19 protein-coding genes are annotated in these 15481 nt (G+C 48.6%); 7 read left to right on the forward strand and 12 right to left on the reverse strand.

The features are described 5' to 3' along the window. Positions 1–14 precede the first annotated feature (14 nt). The 3 genes from XMA127_RS06030 to gloB all read right to left on the reverse strand — a co-directional run bounded on the left by XMA127_RS06030 (position 15) and on the right by gloB (position 2759). Entirely contained in the window at positions 15–263 is a 249-nt protein-coding gene (locus XMA127_RS06030) for a hypothetical protein (RefSeq protein WP_173484076.1), read from the reverse strand. Further along, positions 263–1864, reverse strand: a complete 1602-nt coding sequence (locus XMA127_RS06035; RefSeq protein WP_173484075.1) for a LysM peptidoglycan-binding domain-containing protein — start codon at positions 1862–1864, stop codon at positions 263–265. Before XMA127_RS06035 ends, XMA127_RS06030 begins: the two co-directional genes overlap by 1 nt. A gap of 121 nt (positions 1865–1985) precedes the next feature. Further along, entirely contained in the window at positions 1986–2759 is a 774-nt protein-coding gene (gene gloB, locus XMA127_RS06040) for a hydroxyacylglutathione hydrolase (RefSeq protein WP_173484074.1), read from the reverse strand. 79 nt (positions 2760–2838) lie between these two features. Between gloB and XMA127_RS06045 the strand changes: the two genes are divergently transcribed. Genes XMA127_RS06045 through dnaQ form a run of 3 tightly spaced genes read left to right on the forward strand, consistent with a single transcriptional unit; the run spans position 2839 to position 4756 of the window. Next, complete coding sequence (locus XMA127_RS06045; RefSeq protein WP_173482104.1) at positions 2839–3606, forward strand: class I SAM-dependent methyltransferase; 768 nt, start codon at positions 2839–2841, stop codon at positions 3604–3606. Next, positions 3603–4037, forward strand: a complete 435-nt coding sequence (gene rnhA / locus XMA127_RS06050; RefSeq protein WP_173483475.1) for a ribonuclease HI — start codon at positions 3603–3605, stop codon at positions 4035–4037. Before XMA127_RS06045 ends, rnhA begins: the two co-directional genes overlap by 4 nt. Next, positions 4037–4756 carry a DNA polymerase III subunit epsilon gene (dnaQ, locus tag XMA127_RS06055; protein WP_173499061.1) on the forward strand — a complete coding sequence of 240 codons (720 nt, stop codon included), beginning with the start codon at positions 4037–4039 and terminating at the stop codon, positions 4754–4756. The genes rnhA and dnaQ overlap by 1 nt, the downstream gene beginning before the upstream one ends. On the opposite strand, the gene XMA127_RS06060 is transcribed toward dnaQ, so the two are convergent. From XMA127_RS06060 to XMA127_RS06090, 7 genes are all read right to left on the reverse strand, one after another. Then, entirely contained in the window at positions 4744–6363 is a 1620-nt protein-coding gene (locus tag XMA127_RS06060) for a SufS family cysteine desulfurase (RefSeq protein WP_173482101.1), read from the reverse strand. The two genes, dnaQ and XMA127_RS06060, sit on opposite strands and share 13 nt — an antisense overlap. Beyond that, complete coding sequence (locus XMA127_RS06065) at positions 6363–6737, reverse strand: DUF2069 domain-containing protein (RefSeq protein WP_173482100.1); 375 nt, start codon at positions 6735–6737, stop codon at positions 6363–6365. Before XMA127_RS06065 ends, XMA127_RS06060 begins: the two co-directional genes overlap by 1 nt. Positions 6738–6747: 10 nt before the next feature. Then, a complete protein-coding gene (gene wrbA / locus XMA127_RS06070) occupies positions 6748–7326 on the reverse strand; it encodes an NAD(P)H:quinone oxidoreductase (RefSeq protein ID WP_173483477.1) in 579 nt (192 codons plus the stop codon). A gap of 1 nt (position 7327) precedes the next feature. Then, a complete protein-coding gene (arsC, locus tag XMA127_RS06075; RefSeq protein WP_173483478.1) occupies positions 7328–7672 on the reverse strand; it encodes an arsenate reductase (glutaredoxin) in 345 nt (114 codons plus the stop codon). Between the two features lie 12 nt (positions 7673–7684). Beyond that, positions 7685–9403, reverse strand: coding sequence for a proline--tRNA ligase (locus XMA127_RS06080; protein WP_173484073.1), 1719 nt, complete (start codon positions 9401–9403; stop codon positions 7685–7687). 79 nt (positions 9404–9482) lie between these two features. Beyond that, positions 9483–9968: a DUF523 domain-containing protein gene (locus tag XMA127_RS06085; RefSeq protein WP_173482096.1), complete on the reverse strand. Its 486-nt coding sequence runs from the start codon at positions 9966–9968 to the stop codon at positions 9483–9485. A gap of 141 nt (positions 9969–10109) precedes the next feature. Continuing rightward, on the reverse strand, positions 10110–10544 hold the full coding sequence (locus XMA127_RS06090) for a MaoC family dehydratase (RefSeq protein WP_173483480.1): 435 nt from the start codon (positions 10542–10544) through the stop codon (positions 10110–10112). A gap of 146 nt (positions 10545–10690) precedes the next feature. Here XMA127_RS06090 and fabV point away from each other — a divergent pair, with 146 nt between their 5' ends. The 3 genes from fabV to XMA127_RS06105 all read left to right on the forward strand — a co-directional run bounded on the left by fabV (position 10691) and on the right by XMA127_RS06105 (position 13409). Next, complete coding sequence (fabV, locus tag XMA127_RS06095) at positions 10691–11884, forward strand: enoyl-ACP reductase FabV (RefSeq protein ID WP_173484072.1); 1194 nt, start codon at positions 10691–10693, stop codon at positions 11882–11884. A gap of 168 nt (positions 11885–12052) precedes the next feature. After that, positions 12053–13138, forward strand: coding sequence for a ferrochelatase (gene hemH, locus XMA127_RS06100; RefSeq protein WP_173482093.1), 1086 nt, complete (start codon positions 12053–12055; stop codon positions 13136–13138). Between the two features lie 85 nt (positions 13139–13223). Beyond that, entirely contained in the window at positions 13224–13409 is a 186-nt protein-coding gene (locus tag XMA127_RS06105; RefSeq protein WP_173482092.1) for a hypothetical protein, read from the forward strand. An 8-nt stretch (positions 13410–13417) separates the two neighbouring features. On the opposite strand, the gene XMA127_RS06110 is transcribed toward XMA127_RS06105, so the two are convergent. Both XMA127_RS06110 and XMA127_RS06115 read right to left on the reverse strand, forming a co-directional pair. After that, a complete protein-coding gene (locus XMA127_RS06110) occupies positions 13418–13786 on the reverse strand; it encodes a hypothetical protein (protein ID WP_173482091.1) in 369 nt (122 codons plus the stop codon). A gap of 47 nt (positions 13787–13833) precedes the next feature. Continuing rightward, the gene (locus XMA127_RS06115; protein ID WP_173482090.1) at positions 13834–14961 is read right to left on the reverse strand and encodes a GNAT family N-acetyltransferase; all 1128 of its coding nucleotides are present in this window, start codon (positions 14959–14961) and stop codon (positions 13834–13836) included. Between the two features lie 53 nt (positions 14962–15014). Here XMA127_RS06115 and XMA127_RS06120 point away from each other — a divergent pair, with 53 nt between their 5' ends. Further along, positions 15015–15458, forward strand: coding sequence for an HIT domain-containing protein (locus XMA127_RS06120; protein ID WP_173482089.1), 444 nt, complete (start codon positions 15015–15017; stop codon positions 15456–15458). Positions 15459–15481 lie beyond the last annotated feature (23 nt).

Genomic DNA, 15481 nt, shown 5'->3' on the forward strand with positions numbered 1-15481 from the left:
GTTAAAAATTCAACTTATTTTGTTGAATTGAGTGACTCAGCAAGCTTTTCCAGTTGCTGATGACGTTCGCCACGAGGCGTCTCTTGGCTTTTAAGCTGCTGATCCAACTCCATCAGCTTAGTCAGCTTGATTTGATCGCCCATCGAGAGACTGCGAATGAGGTCTTGATCAACCCATTCGCGGATGCGTTTCATCACAACTACTTTGAAGACCACAGCTAGAACCACCGAGATGACGATGATTGCAATGCCTAAAGTATCCATTAGCCCTGCTCAGGTTGTTTAACGCGAAGGGGTTGGCCTGGCATCAATAGGGTATCGATGCTGATGTCGTTCCATTTAAGCAGTTGCTGAACACTGATGTTGTGGCGCTGCGCAATGACGCTGAGGTTATCACCCTTGCGGACCAAGTACTGTGCAGTTGAAGAGGCTTGAGCATCGGCTTTGAAAATCGCTAAACGCTCACCAATTTTAAGCGTCTTAGAGGTGCCAAAGTTGTTCCAGCGAGCGATCGACTTATGATCAACGCCGTAGATTTTCGCAATTTTCCAGAGCGAATCACCGGATTTAACCGTGTGAAGAATCTTTTTACTGCCTGCGGGTGCGCTCTTGCGGATACTGGCGGTGCGACGTTGCGTATCACTCAAGCGGTACTGGCTGGCATCAACCAGCGCTGATGGGATCAATAGAGATTGGCCAACGCGAATCAGAGAACTTTTCAAATCATTCGAGGTCTGAATGGTCGAAATGTTTGTGTTAAAGCGCTTAGCGATGACCGATAAGCTATCGCCAGGCTTAACTTCGTAACGAGCCCAGTTGATTCTGTCTGAAGGGGCGAGTGATGCTAGTTCGGTTTTAAAGCGCGCCGCGTTATCAACTGGAACCAATAGCTGGTGCGGGCCCTCTGGGTCCGTAGCCCATTGTGAAAATCCCGCGTTGAGCTTGTAGATCTCATCCAGTTCCACTCCGCTCAACTCAGCAGCGCGTGACAGATCGATCTGCCCCCCAGTATCGACGATTTCAAAATAGGGTTTGTCTGCAAGAGGCGCTAAAGCAAGACCATGCTTGTCTGGGTTTTTGAACACCTCAGAGATCGCTAGAATTTTAGGGACGTAGTGGCGAGTCTCACGCGGCAGTTTTAGATTCCAAAAATCGGTTGGCTTGCCGGCTTTTTTATTGCGTTTAACTGCACGACCTACGGTTCCCTCACCGGCGTTGTAAGCGGCCATGGCCAACAACCAATCCCCATCGAGGTAGTCGTGCAGATACTCTAGGTAGTCCAATGCCGCATGCGTTGATGCAACAATGTCGCGTCGACCGTCGTACCACCAGTTACGCTTAAGACCGAAATGATCGCCGGTTGCTGGCATGAACTGCCATGCTCCAGACGCTTTAGCCGGTGATTTGGCAAATGGGTCGTAAGAGGACTCTACTGCTGGTATTAGAGCGATCTCTGCCGGCATGCCACGTTTGATCACTTCATGCAGTACAAAGTGGTAGTAACGAGAGGCGCGGCCTGTTAAGCGGTTCAAATATTTGTCGTGCTCAACATACCAATCGATATGCTGTTGAACGACCTTTTTGTCCAGGTTGTGGTTGAGTCGCATGTTGTTGCGGGTTATTTCCCACAAGTCTGCTTTCTTTGGATCTTTCTCAAGTTCTAGAAGTACCGATTTAATCGGGGCTTCATCCCACTCTGGCTTCACTTTGGGTTCTGTACGCTGAACAAGAACAGGCTCGCTCTCAAGCACCTGGACAGGCTCGGTTGGACTCTGCTGTGCGCTCTGTTGTGTCGCGACGGTCTGACAGCCTGCGAGTGTGATCGCAAGGGCGCCAACCATCAGTGTCGATTTCAACTTTGCCATAGTGCCTTTCTGGACATTTATACCGAAAATTTAAAGCCGCAATTCTACCTGTGAGGGGCTATTGGGTCAATTTCATTAATTTTCTGTTAAGGAATAAAAAGTCCACTTCATAGATCACTATTTAGAAGCTGTTCTTCCATTCTCGCAGTGCCGCCAAGGTCTCGACTCCAGCACAGAGTGTTTGGTTGGAATAGTGGCTGGCGCTCTGAATTAATGCCGCTTCACGCGTTCGCATGTAGGGGTTTATCTGGCGTTCTAATCCGATGCTGCTTGGCAGTGTCGGTCTGTTATCGGATCTTAGCTGTTCGCATCGAGTGATCGCTTGGTCGATGTCACTATTTTCTGGGTCAGCGGCTTTGGCAAAGGCCAGGTTGGCTAGAGAGTACTCATGCGTACAGTAGACCTCGGTCGCATCCGGTAGGCTTGCAAAGTAGTCCATTGCTTGTTGCATCTGATCTGCACTTCCCTCAAACAGGCGACCGCAGCCAGCTAAAAACAGTGTATCGCCACAGAACAGCTGTGGTGTATCGCCGTTAACTAAGTAGGCGATATGATCCAGAGTGTGTGCAGGGACAGCTTTGATACATAGAGACGCCCCAAACAGCTCAATGGAGTCTCCGTCAGATAGAGGGTGTGTTACACCAGGAAACTTTGACTCAGATGAGCCGTAAACAGGCACTGAGTATCGCGCATTCAAGGCGTCAACACCGCCAGTATGATCTCGGTGGTGATGGGTGACTAGGATAGCAGCCAATGTTTTGTTGGATTGAGTCAGATGCTGTTCAACCACATCCGCATCACCTGGATCGACAACGGCAATGGATGAGTCATCAGGTGATTCGATGACCCAGATATAGTTATCGTCAAATGCGGGTAATGGGGTTAGCTTAAACATCCTGAACTCCGAGGCTGAAATTTCCCCTCAGGTTACCTAGAATAGAGATCAATGAGAACCTCATTTGAAGGTGAAAACGATGAGTAGTGTGACTGATTTGAACGCAGTCAGCGAACTGCAAGCCTGGTACGACTCAGAGTTGGGGCAGCAGTTTTTGGCACAAGAGCGCCAGATGATCGAGCGTGCATTGCTCTCCGTGCAGGGCAGTCGTCTATTACAGGTTACTTTGGACGGTCGTCAGTGGCTCTGTGATACAGCCAGAGCTCAGCACGCTGTATTGGTTGCTCCTAGAGTTGAGCTAGGGATGGAAGAACGAACCCTAATTGCAACGCCAGAAGAGCTGCCCGTGCAGTCGGCGGTCATTGATATTTTGGTATTGCACCATGCTCATGAGTTTTCTGCGGATCCACACCAAGTTATTCGTGAAGCGGCCCGTATCCTTCGCCCTGGTGGTCATCTGATTTTGTTGGGTTTTAATCCGACCTCCTGGTTAGGGTTGCACTCACAGTTTAAGAGAAATCAGGGCGCCCCTTGGCGTGCCCAATTTATCTCGCAACACCGTTTAGGCGATTGGTTTAAGTTGCTGCAGCTCTCATCCTTAGGTGGGGACTCTAAAGAGTTCAACTACCCTCTGGAGAGTAACCAGTGGCGGCAACGGATCAGGCCTGTGGCCAAGGTGATTAAGGCGTTGCCGTTTAAATCCGGCAATCTATTCACAATAACAGCAAGAAAAGATGTAGCGGGTCTCACACCACTGCAACCGCAGTGGAATCGTCGTCTACTTGGCAAGTTACAAGTGATAGAATCTAAAGCAACAAGTGCTGGTGTAAGGCGAAATAAGAGTTGAAAGTAGTCACGATATATACCGACGGGGCCTGTAAAGGTAATCCTGGGCCTGGTGGTTGGGGTGCGCTATTAAGTTATGGCGGTGCTGAGAAAGAGATGTGGGGTGGGGAGCATGAAACCACCAATAATCGCATGGAGATCATGGCGGCTATCGAATCGCTAGAGTGTTTAAAACGACCCTCTAAGGTAATTCTCTACACAGATTCGGAATACCTGCGCAAAGGGATCACAGAGTGGATCCACGGCTGGATGAAGCGAAATTGGAAAAACTCCCAGGGCAAGCCGGTTAAAAATGCCGAGCTTTGGCAGCGACTTCATCAGGCGACACAACAACATGACATTGAGTGGCGATGGGTTAAGGGCCATAGTGGTGATCCAGGTAATGAACGAGCCGATCAGTTGGCTAATCGCGGATATGAGGAACAGCTCTAATGAGTCGTCAAATTGCACTCGATACTGAAACCACCGGTCTTGAGCCCGAAGAGGGTCACAACATCATCGAGATCGGTTGTGTGGAGATGGTGGCACGCCGCTTAACCGGTAACAACTACCATCAATACATTCTGCCCGATCGTGAGGTTGATGCTGAGGCGATGCAGGTCCACGGCATTACCAATGAATTTTTGGCAGACAAGCCTAAGTTCAATGTTGTGATGCACGAATTCATTGAATACGTGCGTGGTGCCGAACTGATCATCCATAACGCGTCGTTCGATGTCGGCTTCATTAATAAGGAGTTTGAGCGCAACGGGATTAAAGAGCGCATCGAAGAGTTCTGTACGATTACCGACAGCTTAGCCTTAGCGCGTAAAAAACACCCTGGTCAGAAGAACAACCTAGATGCTCTCTGTCGTCGGTACTTTATAGATAACTCGCACCGTGAATTGCACGGCGCCTTGCTCGACTCTGAAATCCTAGCCGATGTCTATTTGGCGATTACGGGTGGTCAAACCGCCTTGAGTCTATCGGTGGATGGGCAAGATGAAGAGGGTGGTGGACAGCGAATCAGACGCCTTACTCCTGAACAGGTTTCTGGTCTTAAAGTGTTGAAAGCGAGTGAAGATGACCTCACTGAGCACGAACGTTTTTTGGATATGCTGGATAAGAAATCAGACGGCGCTGTGTGGCGAAACCTTTCTCAGGAGTCGTGAGACTCTAGCCATTCAATCAAACGTTGAATGGCGTTGCCACGCGTGCGACTCAACTGCCTTTCCAAGCCAAGGTCCGTTAGGTAAGTCTTGATCTGTTCGACAGTGGATCCCTGATCAATCTGGTGCTTAAAAAGCTGAATCAGAGCAGTAATCTGACGGCTCTCTGAGCACCCATCGAACTGAATAAAACCCTTTTCACTACTCAGTTTTAGCCAAGTCTGACTGGCACAACCGGTGACGAGATTTTCTGGTCGCTTTAGGCTTGGGTCTATTGAGACTGATCCCAAACTCATCAGTGCATTCAGTCGTGTTGGCCAATCTTTCGCTTGCTCAACCTGTTCTATCCAAAGCTTTGCTGAATCGCTATTCGATGTCTCATCACTCGTCACAGGTTGATGGCTACAGAGTGAACGCAAAAGGGCGATACAAGTGTCTAGCTCTTCAATTGTGTTATAAAACGCTAAAGAGATGCGCACAGAAGAGTGCAATCCAAATGACTGCATGAGCGGTTGCGCGCAGTGGCTACCGGCACGAACAGCGATGCCCTGTGCATCGAGTTGAGCGGCTATGTCGTCGGCATTGATCGTCTCATGATAGAAACTCACAATGGGTAAGCTGAACTCTCCAGCAGGGAGTATTTTAATCCCCTCTATGGATTTGAGTCCCTGCAAGAGGTGACTGGTCAGTTGCTGCTCGTGCTCTTCTATCTCTGCACGGTCTAGATTGTTTAGGTACTCAGCGGCAGCTGCCAATCCAATGGCGCCGGCAATATCGGGCGTGCCCGCTTCAAAGCGCAGCGGCGCCTCGGCATACTGGGTCTCAGTTAAGCTGACCGACTCAATCATCTCGCCGCCAACTTGCCAAGGGGGCATCGCATTAAGCAGAGCCTCTTTCCCGTAAAGAACCCCAATACCGGTCGGACCAAACATCTTGTGACCCGAAAACGCATAAAAATCAGCGTCAAGATCCTGCATGTCCAAGACCAGGTGCGGTGCCGCTTGAGCCCCATCGATCAGAGTCGTTAGGCCCTCTCTCTTGGCCAGTTTTACCATCTCTTTAATGGGGTAGACGGTGCCTAGGACATTGGAGGCGTGGGGTAGTACCACCAGTTTTGGATTGAGTTTAAGGTAGCTTTGGTACTGATCTGAATTGAGTTCACCTGACGCTGTCAGTTCGATGACGTCTAAGTGGGCGCCAACCTGCTGCGCTAATCGCTGAAACGGAAGAATCGCAGCGTGATGAGCAGAGATAGCGATAACAATGCGATCACCTGCCTTGAGAATGGGTCTTAGGTAACTCTCGGCGACGAGATTGAGACCTTCGGTTGCACCTCGAGTCCAGACAATTTCATTGGGTTTAGCATTAATGAACTGTGCTAATTGACCTCGAGCCTGTTCAAAGTGTGCGGTTGCTAGGCTGCTCAGGTGGTGAGCCGCACGGTGAACATTGGCATTCTCTTTCCGATAAAACTGAGTTATTGCATCGATCACTTCGCGCGGTTTTTGAGTGGTAGCCCCGTTATCGAAGTAGATCAGGGGTTTCCCATCAACTCGTGTATTGAGGATAGGAAAGCTCGAACGTATTCGTCGCAGGGTTTGGCTGTCCATCAGTGACTGGTTTGCTCACGCAGCCAGCGACTCTGCCAGCGTGTATACATCATCGCAGCGGTAAACAGAGTCGAAATCAACAACACTTCAATCACACCATAGAGGGCTAAATGGGGTTGGATAGCCGTCAGTACACTGCCCAAGAAATAGAGCAGCAATACGAAGCAGAGCCAAGCGTGAGGACGCGGTGTGCCCTTTAATATAGCGGGTGTAAAACCGATCAGTGGCAGTAAGTGAACCAGCCAAATCACCCAAGGGTTATCTCCAGAACTCGGTGCTAACCATAAGAAACGTAGAGTGTAGAAGATTAAAAGGGCGATAAAGCTGACACGGGTAATTAAACCACTGATTGACGCTTTGCGTTGTAGAGACATGTTAACTCCTTTAACGACTGCTCAAACGCTGCGCTAGGGTACCTAAACGTTTACCCTGAGCGACGGCAATTCTCTGTTCGTCTTGTGATAGGCGGTGACTGTTTTGCGATACCTGACTGGCACCGTAAGGTGTGCCACCACGGGTGGTTGAGTGCAGTTCAGCAACATTATAGGGAACACCGACTAACAGCATTCCTTGATGGATCAAAGGCAGAGCCATAGAGAGCAGCGTACTCTCTTGACCGCCATGCAGTGAGCTGGATGAGGTGAACAGTGTTGCCGGTTTATCGATCAGCGAGCCAGACAGCCACTCTGACGTGGTCGTCTCGATAAATGCGCTTAACGCACTGGCCATATGACCAAACCGGGTTGGACTTCCTAATGCTAGGCCTGAGCACTCTCTTAAATCGTCCTGTGTGACATAGAGTGTCCCTTCACTATCTGCGAGGTCAGACGTTTCTGCATCCGGAACGGTTCTTATTTGAGCGTTAATACCAGATTGTTCAATGCCCAGTGCGATCGATTCAGCCAGCGCACGGGTCGCGCCATGACGACTGTAGAATAGAACCAGTACGTACGGCGCAGACATATTACAGAATCTCTAATACTTGCTCAGGAGGGCGGCCAATGCGCGCCTTGTCACCGTTGATCACAACGGGACGCTCCATCAGTTTTGGGTACTCAACCATAGCGGCAATCAATGCATCAGCTGAGGACTCTTTAGTCAGACCGGCCAACTTGAACTCATCCTCTTTGGTGCGGACTAAGTCGATAGGTGTGACACCCAGTGCAGCGATCAGTTGGCGCAGCTCATCGGCGGATAGAGGCTCTTTTAAATATTCACGAACGGTGAGTTCAGCACCTTGCTCTTCAACCAGTGCCAAAGTTTGACGTGATTTAGAACAGCGAGGGTTGTGAAGAATAGTGATGCTCATTGAAATAGTTCCTTATTGGCCCAGTTTCGCGATCAGCGCGTCCACGGCATTATCCAGTGGAAGATCAGAGGCTTTAGCGTCACGACGGCCTTTGTACTCAAGTTGGCCGGCTGCAATACCGCGGTCAGAGATCACCAGGCGGTGTGGAATGCCTGTTAGCTCCATGTCAGCAAATTTAACCCCTGGGCGCTCTTTGCGGTCGTCTAGTAGTACATCAACGCCCTTAGCCTTCAGTTCTGAGTAGAGTTTGTCCGATAACGCTTTTACGTCATCAGATTTATCGTAGTTCAGTGGTACCAGAGCAACGGTGAAAGGTGCTAGGGATTCAGGCCAGATGATGCCGTTCTCATCGTGATTCTGCTCAATGGCAGCTGCAACGACACGAGTAACACCGATACCGTAACAACCCATAGTCATTGGCACCGCTTTTCCGTTTTCATCCAATACCGTTGCATTCATCGCTTCGGAGTACTTCAAGCCCAACTGGAAAATGTGTCCCACTTCGATACCGCGACGAATGTTCAGCGTACCTTTGCCGTCTGGACTTGGATCGCCAACCTGCACGTTGCGAAGGTCTGCAACGCGTGGGGTTGGAAGATCACGCTCCCAGTTAATTCCGAAATAGTGTTTACCATCGATGTTAGCACCGGCACCAAAGTCCGACGCGCACGCCACTGCACGATCAATAACGATTGGCATAGGAAGGTTGACTGGACCAAGGGAGCCAGGGCCGGCGCCCACAATTGCACGGATCTCTTCCTCAGTTGCCATGGTCAGAGGAGAGGCAACTTCAGGCTGCTTCTCCGCCTTAATCTCATTTAACTCATGGTCGCCACGAACCAGAAGGGCAACGATCTCTGAATCAACCTCGTCCGACGCTTTGACCATTAAGGTTTTAATCGTCTTCTCGATCGGTAGGTTGTGCTGTTCAACGAGCGCGGCAATGGTTTTAGCGTCAGGCGTGTCAACCAAACGCATCTCTTCTGTAGGTGCATCCGGAGCGGCTTTAGGTGCGATTGCTTCCGCCATTTCAACATTGGCTGCGTAATCGCTGCTGTCAGAGAAGGCGATATCATCTTCACCAGAAGCGGCAAGAACGTGAAACTCATGAGAGCCGGTACCCCCAATAGAACCGTTATCGGCAATGACTGGACGGTAATCTAGGTTAAGGCGGTCGAAGATGCGAACGTAAGCATCAAAGTAGTCGTCGTACGTCTTCTGTAGTGACTCTTGGTTGATGTGGAAGGAGTAGCCATCCTTCATAACAAATTCACGTGAGCGCATTACACCGAAACGCGGACGAATCTCATCACGGAATTTGGTTTGAATTTGGTAAAAGTTAGCCGGTAGCTGTTTGTAACTCTTAAGCTGGTTGCGAACCAGATCGGTAATCACCTCTTCGTGAGTCGGTCCAACACAGAAATCACGCTGGTGACGATCTTTCAAACGGAGCAGTTCAGGTCCGTACTGTTCCCAGCGGCCTGACTCTTGCCACAATTCAGCCGGCTGAATCGCAGGCATCAGTAGCTCCTGAGCACCCGAAGCATCGAGCTCTTCGCGAATGATCTTTTCAACCTTGCGCAGTGTTTTAAGACCCATCGGTAGCCAGGTGTATAGGCCTGATGCCAGTTTGCGGATGAGGCCCGCACGAAGCATTAACTGATGACTGATAACCTCTGCATCAGCAGGAGTCTCTTTGACGGTCGCAATAAGAAATTGACTAGCACGCATGGTGAAATTGTTTCCAGCTCAAATAAAAAGAGCCCATAGTTTAAGGATGGGCTCTTTCGGCTACAAGTTTTAAAAACAATTATGCGGTTTCAGATACTAAATCTAGCTCTTCTAACATCGCTTCTAAGCGATCAATTTCCGTCTCATTAAAGACTGGGATGCCAGACTCAATGACCTCTTGCGCTGCAATACCAGCGCCAGACGCCTCTTTACCACTGAAGGCAGCGCCTGAGATGTCGCGATTACCACAGGCTGGGCTATCTGCTTTCATCAAAGCCGCAACGCACCCCTCTCGCTTTGCCAGTTCTGCTGTGAGCTCGGCGCCAAGAACAAACTGCGGAGTAACGTCTTCGCCTTCATCTGTGATGACTTCAACCGGAATACGACGAGCAATAGTGGCGTAGGGGCGAGGGACAGTGAGACCACCGGCGACCTCGGGACAGATCCTAACGAGGCGATCTTCGTTTTGTAGCCTCTCTAGCAGGGGGTGATTAATGAGGTTGTGACGTCCATCGTATCGAACGTTTTCGCCCAAAAGACAGGCGCTGATAAGCACTTTATTCATAAATGTGTGACCGTGTTTTTTTATTATTGTGTCGTAGATGTCGCTGTACGACGATTTAGTGGTTGGCGATCATACAGAAGTGGAAAGGGGAAGTCAGCCTGTGAGTCTCAATCAATGGTCTTACACAGGCTGTTAGGCTCTTTAAGCCTCTGGACGGGCGTCCACCATAAAGGTTGCTTCACCCGTTGCGATTACCTTGTCGCCAACATAAACGTTGGTGTCACAAAGGACACGACGACGGCGTTCATTGATCTCTTTAACGGTGATTTCTGCTCTCGCTGTTTGCCCGATAAAAAGGGGTGCCTTGAACTTAATCTGCTGATCAACATAGATCGCTCCAGGTCCAGGAAGTTTCGTACCGGCCACAGTAGAGATTAATGCCGCACTTAGCATGCCGTGGGCAATGCGCTGGCCGAATGGAGTTGTCGCCGCATACTCTTCGTTGATGTGTACAGGATTGGTGTCACCCGAAATGCCTGCAAAGCCATAGACATCTGCCTCAGAAATGGTCTTTGCAAAACTGTCGCTCATACCAACTTCAAGGTCTTCTAAGTAGTAGCCGTGTAAATTATCCATAAATCATCCTAAACAGTGTGGAATTGGGTTTTTGCAACAGGTTACTCACTTTTTCATGGGGTGCAAGAGAGGTCGCAAGATTCCCCAGTGGGGATAAATCAGGTATCTTTGCGTTTCGTTATATTGAATGGACTAAACTTTCTACCATGATCATTAAACCAAAAATTCGCGGTTTCATCTGCACAACAACTCACCCAACAGGCTGTGAAGCAAACGTTCGCGAGCAAATTGCGAAGACTCAAGCGCAAGGAACGATTGATGGTCCTAAGCGTGTACTTATTGTAGGTGCATCATCGGGTTATGGTTTGAGTTCACGTATAACAGCAGCCTTTGGTGCGGGTGCTTCTACCATTGGTGTCTTCTTTGAAAAAGAGGGAACCGAGAAGAAACCAGGTACCGCGGGTTGGTATAACTCGGCGAGTTTTGAAAAGCTGGCCCACGAAGCAGGGCTTTACGCTAAATCGATTAACGGCGACGCTTTCTCTCATGAAGCGAAAGCGAAAACCATTGAGATGATCAAAGAGGACTTAGGTCAAATTGATCTTGTGGTCTATTCGCTGGCGTCTCCTGTTCGTAAAATGCCAGACTCTGGTGAGGTGATTCGTTCTGCCTTGAAGCCGATCGGTGAGGTCTACCGTTCAACAGCGATCGATACTAACAAAGATGTCATCATCGAAGCGGAAGTCGAACCAGCCAATCAAGAAGAGATCGACGCAACCGTCAAAGTGATGGGCGGTCAGGATTGGGAGCTTTGGATCGAAGCTCTGGATGAAGCAGGAGTTTTGGCTGACGGTGCTAAAACCGTTGCTTACAGCTACATTGGTACCGATATCACTTGGCCGATCTACTGGCACGGTACCCTTGGTAAAGCGAAGCAGGATTTGGATCGTGCTGCCTCTGAATTGAATGCGCGCTTGTCGAAAAAGGGTGGTCAAGCAAACGTAGGGGTTCTTAAGTCCGTTGTGACACAGGCCTCGTCTGCTATTCCTGTGATGCCACTCTATCTAGCTATGGTGTTCAAAATCATGCGTGCTGAAGGTGTTCATGAAGGGTGCCAAGAGCAGATTGACCGACTATTCCGCACCGGTCTCTACGGTGACAGCTGCGAAATGGACGAAGGCAACCGCTTCCGTCTAGATGATTGGGAGCTTCGTGGCAGTATTCAAACGGCGTGTAAAGCCCTATGGCCAGATGTCACTTCTGAAAATCTGTTTGAATTGACCGATTACCAACTCTACAAAGATGAGTTCTTGAAGCTGTTCGGCTTCGGTATTGACGGTGTTGATTACGACGCTGAAGTGGATACTTTGGTTCCGTTCAAGCCACTCGAATTGTCTTAATACAAGTCAACTCAAAAAAAACCGGCTATGTGCCGGTTTTTTATTGTCAGTTGCTACAGGTGATCGTAAAGCCCATAGAGTGCGTATGGATTTTTCTGATTTCAGTCTTGGTGCACTCACATAAGATTGGCTACACTGTCACCATCAAACATTTAGAGCGTTTTTTAGATGAAATACAAAGGCTTTCCAAAATTTTCTCATAGCCAGAAAGATAAAATCGGCGTCCTTGTGACCAATCTGGGTACACCGGATGCACCGACTCCCAAAGCGCTTAAACGCTACCTTAAGGAGTTTCTTTGGGATCCTCGTGTCGTGGAAGTTCCGCGTCCAATTTGGTGGATGGTTCTCAATCTTATCATCTTAAATATACGCCCGAAGCGTTCTGCTGAAGCCTACTCAACCGTGTGGACGGACGAAGGCTCACCGCTTCTTACTCATACTAAAAATCAGACAGAAGCTATCCGTAACCATTTTGAATCGCTGTATGGCGATCGCGTCGTGGTTGATTTTGCGATGCGTTATGGCAATCCATCGATTGAATCAGTGCTAGATCGCATGCAAGAAGCGGGTGTTCGAAAGTTAGTAGTGTTGCCACTCTATCCGCAATACAGCGCTTCAACGACCGCTTCTACCTTTGATGCGGTAGCGAGTGATTTTCAAAAACGCCGTCTGATTCCAGATTTCCGTTTTATTCAGCAGTACGCTGATGAACCTGCTTACATTGAGGCGGTAGCAGAGAAGATCCAAGCTCATTGGGCTGAGCATGGGCGAGCGGATAAACTCATTCTCTCTTATCATGGTGTACCAAAACGATACCTTTTAAATGGCGATCCGTACCACTGTCAGTGTCATAAAACGACACGACTGATTGCCGATCGTTTGGGGTTAGAAGAGGGGGAGTACATGACCTGCTTCCAGTCTCGATTTGGTCGCGAAGAGTGGTTGAAGCCATATACTGATGAGACGCTTAAATCCCTACCTGGCCAGGGTGTGAAATCTGTTCAGGTGGTCTGCCCTGGGTTTTCGTCTGATTGTCTTGAGACCATTGAAGAGATCGGTGAAGAGAACCGCGAATATTTCGAAGAGGCGGGTGGTGAGCGTTATGAATACATTGAAGCGCTAAACTCTGATGCATCACACATTAACATGCTGTGTGGATTGATTGATCGTGAACTTCAAGGGTGGATCTCCAAACCTGAAGATGATTATCAATTACGAGCATCCGAAGCCAAAGCTAAAGGCGCGGAACAGTAGAGTTTGTTCTGCGCTAAAAAGCACTTTGCCTAGTGAATACTTTAGGCCACAATAGAATCTAATCTATTGGATCAGGAGGTCTGTGATGTCTGCTACGAAACCGCACCCTAAATTTCTTGAAGCGATGAGTCAGTTGTCACAGATGGACGAAGATGAGCGATTATCAGAGGCGAACAAAGAGCTGTTTGATCAAGCGATCAAGTACGCCCCACTCGATATTCAGCCTCAATTGATTGCGATTCAGAAAAAGTACGAAACCCCACTGCACTGATTGCTCGTTTATTGATCACTCCAATGCGACAGCTGGGACTTTAACCTCTCAATTTTAGCTTCAGCTCGATCCTCTCTAATTTTCGGTGGCGTATCAGTTGTGCGTCGCCCACCGTAAGACTGAACGGTCACTTGCCCATGTTTGACCTCGCTGGCGCGTTTAACACTGTTAGCGCGTCGATCAAAAGGTGAAGTACGACGTTCGGGGCCTTCATAGGCATCATGAATCGCCTGTCGCCACCAGTCATAAGCCGCATCATAAGAGACCAGTAGTTCGCTGGCGCGCTCTCCAGAGGGGAATTCCCAAAAGTAACGTATCTTTCCTTCTACAAGGTCACGAATAAGATAAGCGTCTTTGAGCTGGTTGAGCAGTGTCATGTTTAGTCCGTTAAATGGATTGTCTGGAATCTTTTCATAAGAGTAGACTATAAATCTGTGTTCTTAAACGGAAGTCTTTCAGATAAGTAAGATTTTTGTGATGACAGATAGTCCCGCTCCTCATCAACGAAGTTAGCGATCGCTTTGTGAAATTCTGGGTGATTAACCCAATGTACAGAGTGAGTAAATATAGGTTCAAAACCGCGCTTAATCTTATGTTCTCCCTGTGCACCTGAGTCAAAGCGCTTGAGCTGTCGTGCAATGCAGTAGTCGATCCCCTGGTAGTAGCAGGTCTCGAAGTGCAGCGCGTCATACTCTTCATAACAGCCCCAATAGCGACCATAGAGCGTACTGCTGTCATGGAAGGATAGGGCGCCCGCAACGATTTTTCCGTCAAGTTGTGCAAAGACAAACAGCATCTGCTCGGGCATGGTGTGCACTAATTCGGTAAAGAAACTCTCATTTAGGTAGGGCTCACGTCCCCGTTTAAGGTAGGTGAGTGAGTAGAGTTCGTAAAACTGCTGAAGTTGATCTTGGGTAATATCTGAACCTGAGAGGTGAATGAATTTAAACGCCTCGGTTTTTTCGCGCTCTTTACGCAGCTCTTTGCGTTTTCGAGAAGTGAGCCCTTCTAGGAAGTGGTTAAAGTCACGATAATCTCTATTAAACCACTGATACTGCAGTCCGCTTCTGATTAACAAATCCCTAGGCAGAGCGCTTTTTATCGATGAGTCGTTTGGAAAGAGAAGGTGCCAGCTCTCTAATTTGTACTCGCTAGCAAAGGTTTTAATCGCTTGGGATATTCTCTGTAGAGACTCTTCAGCTTTCAGTTTACCTACCCATCTCGGGCCGGTTGATGGCGTAAAAGGGACTGCGCTTAGAAGCTTTGGATAGTAGTTTAAGCCGGATTGATGGAAAGCGTTTGCCCAACTCTGATCAAAAACATACTCACCCCAAGAGTGGTATTTAATATAGAGAGGGAGATAGATAATCGTCTCACCCTCCTCAATTAATTCTAAGTGACAGGGTTGCCAACCCTGTTCCGTCGAAACAGACCCTGAATGTTCCATCGCGGCCAAGAATTCATGACGCAGAAAGGGATAGTCGGAATCCTTAAGTTCATTCCAACGATGCTTATCAATACTATTAATGGATTGATGAGTCCTAATTTCCATCTGCTTGGTCTATATTTAAGAAAAGGTTAGGTCGTTACGAGGAGTATATAGAAATGGATGAACTAGAACTCGAATTTCAGTTAGATGCTCAACTTGCTGCGGATACGATTAAGTTGGGTGATTTCCCGCTCTCTTCGGTTTTGCTGATGAATGATAGCCAATATCCTTGGCTGATTCTTGTACCTCGTCGTGCGGGTATGACAGAGATCTACCATCTCAGTGCAGAGGATCAACAGCAGATGCTGCTGGAGACCAGTGCACTGGCTCAAGCGTTATCCGATATCTTCGCGGCCAAAAAGATGAATGTTGCGAATCTAGGTAACATGGTTTCCCAATTGCATATACATGTTATCGCCCGGTTAGAGAGTGATCCTGCTTGGCCAGGACCAGTCTGGGGGAAAGTGCCAGCACAGCCTTACAGCTCAGATGAGCTAGCCTCTGTCAAAGAGCGTTTGGATGCCTTGTTAACCGGTGAAGTTGAGTTTAGAGCGGTATAATCAGCGTTTGACAGGTTGAAAAC

It is taken from the genome of Marinobacterium sp. xm-a-127, assembly GCF_013283425.1.
In the GTDB taxonomy this organism is placed as follows: Bacteria; Pseudomonadota; Gammaproteobacteria; order Pseudomonadales; family Balneatricaceae; genus Marinobacterium_E.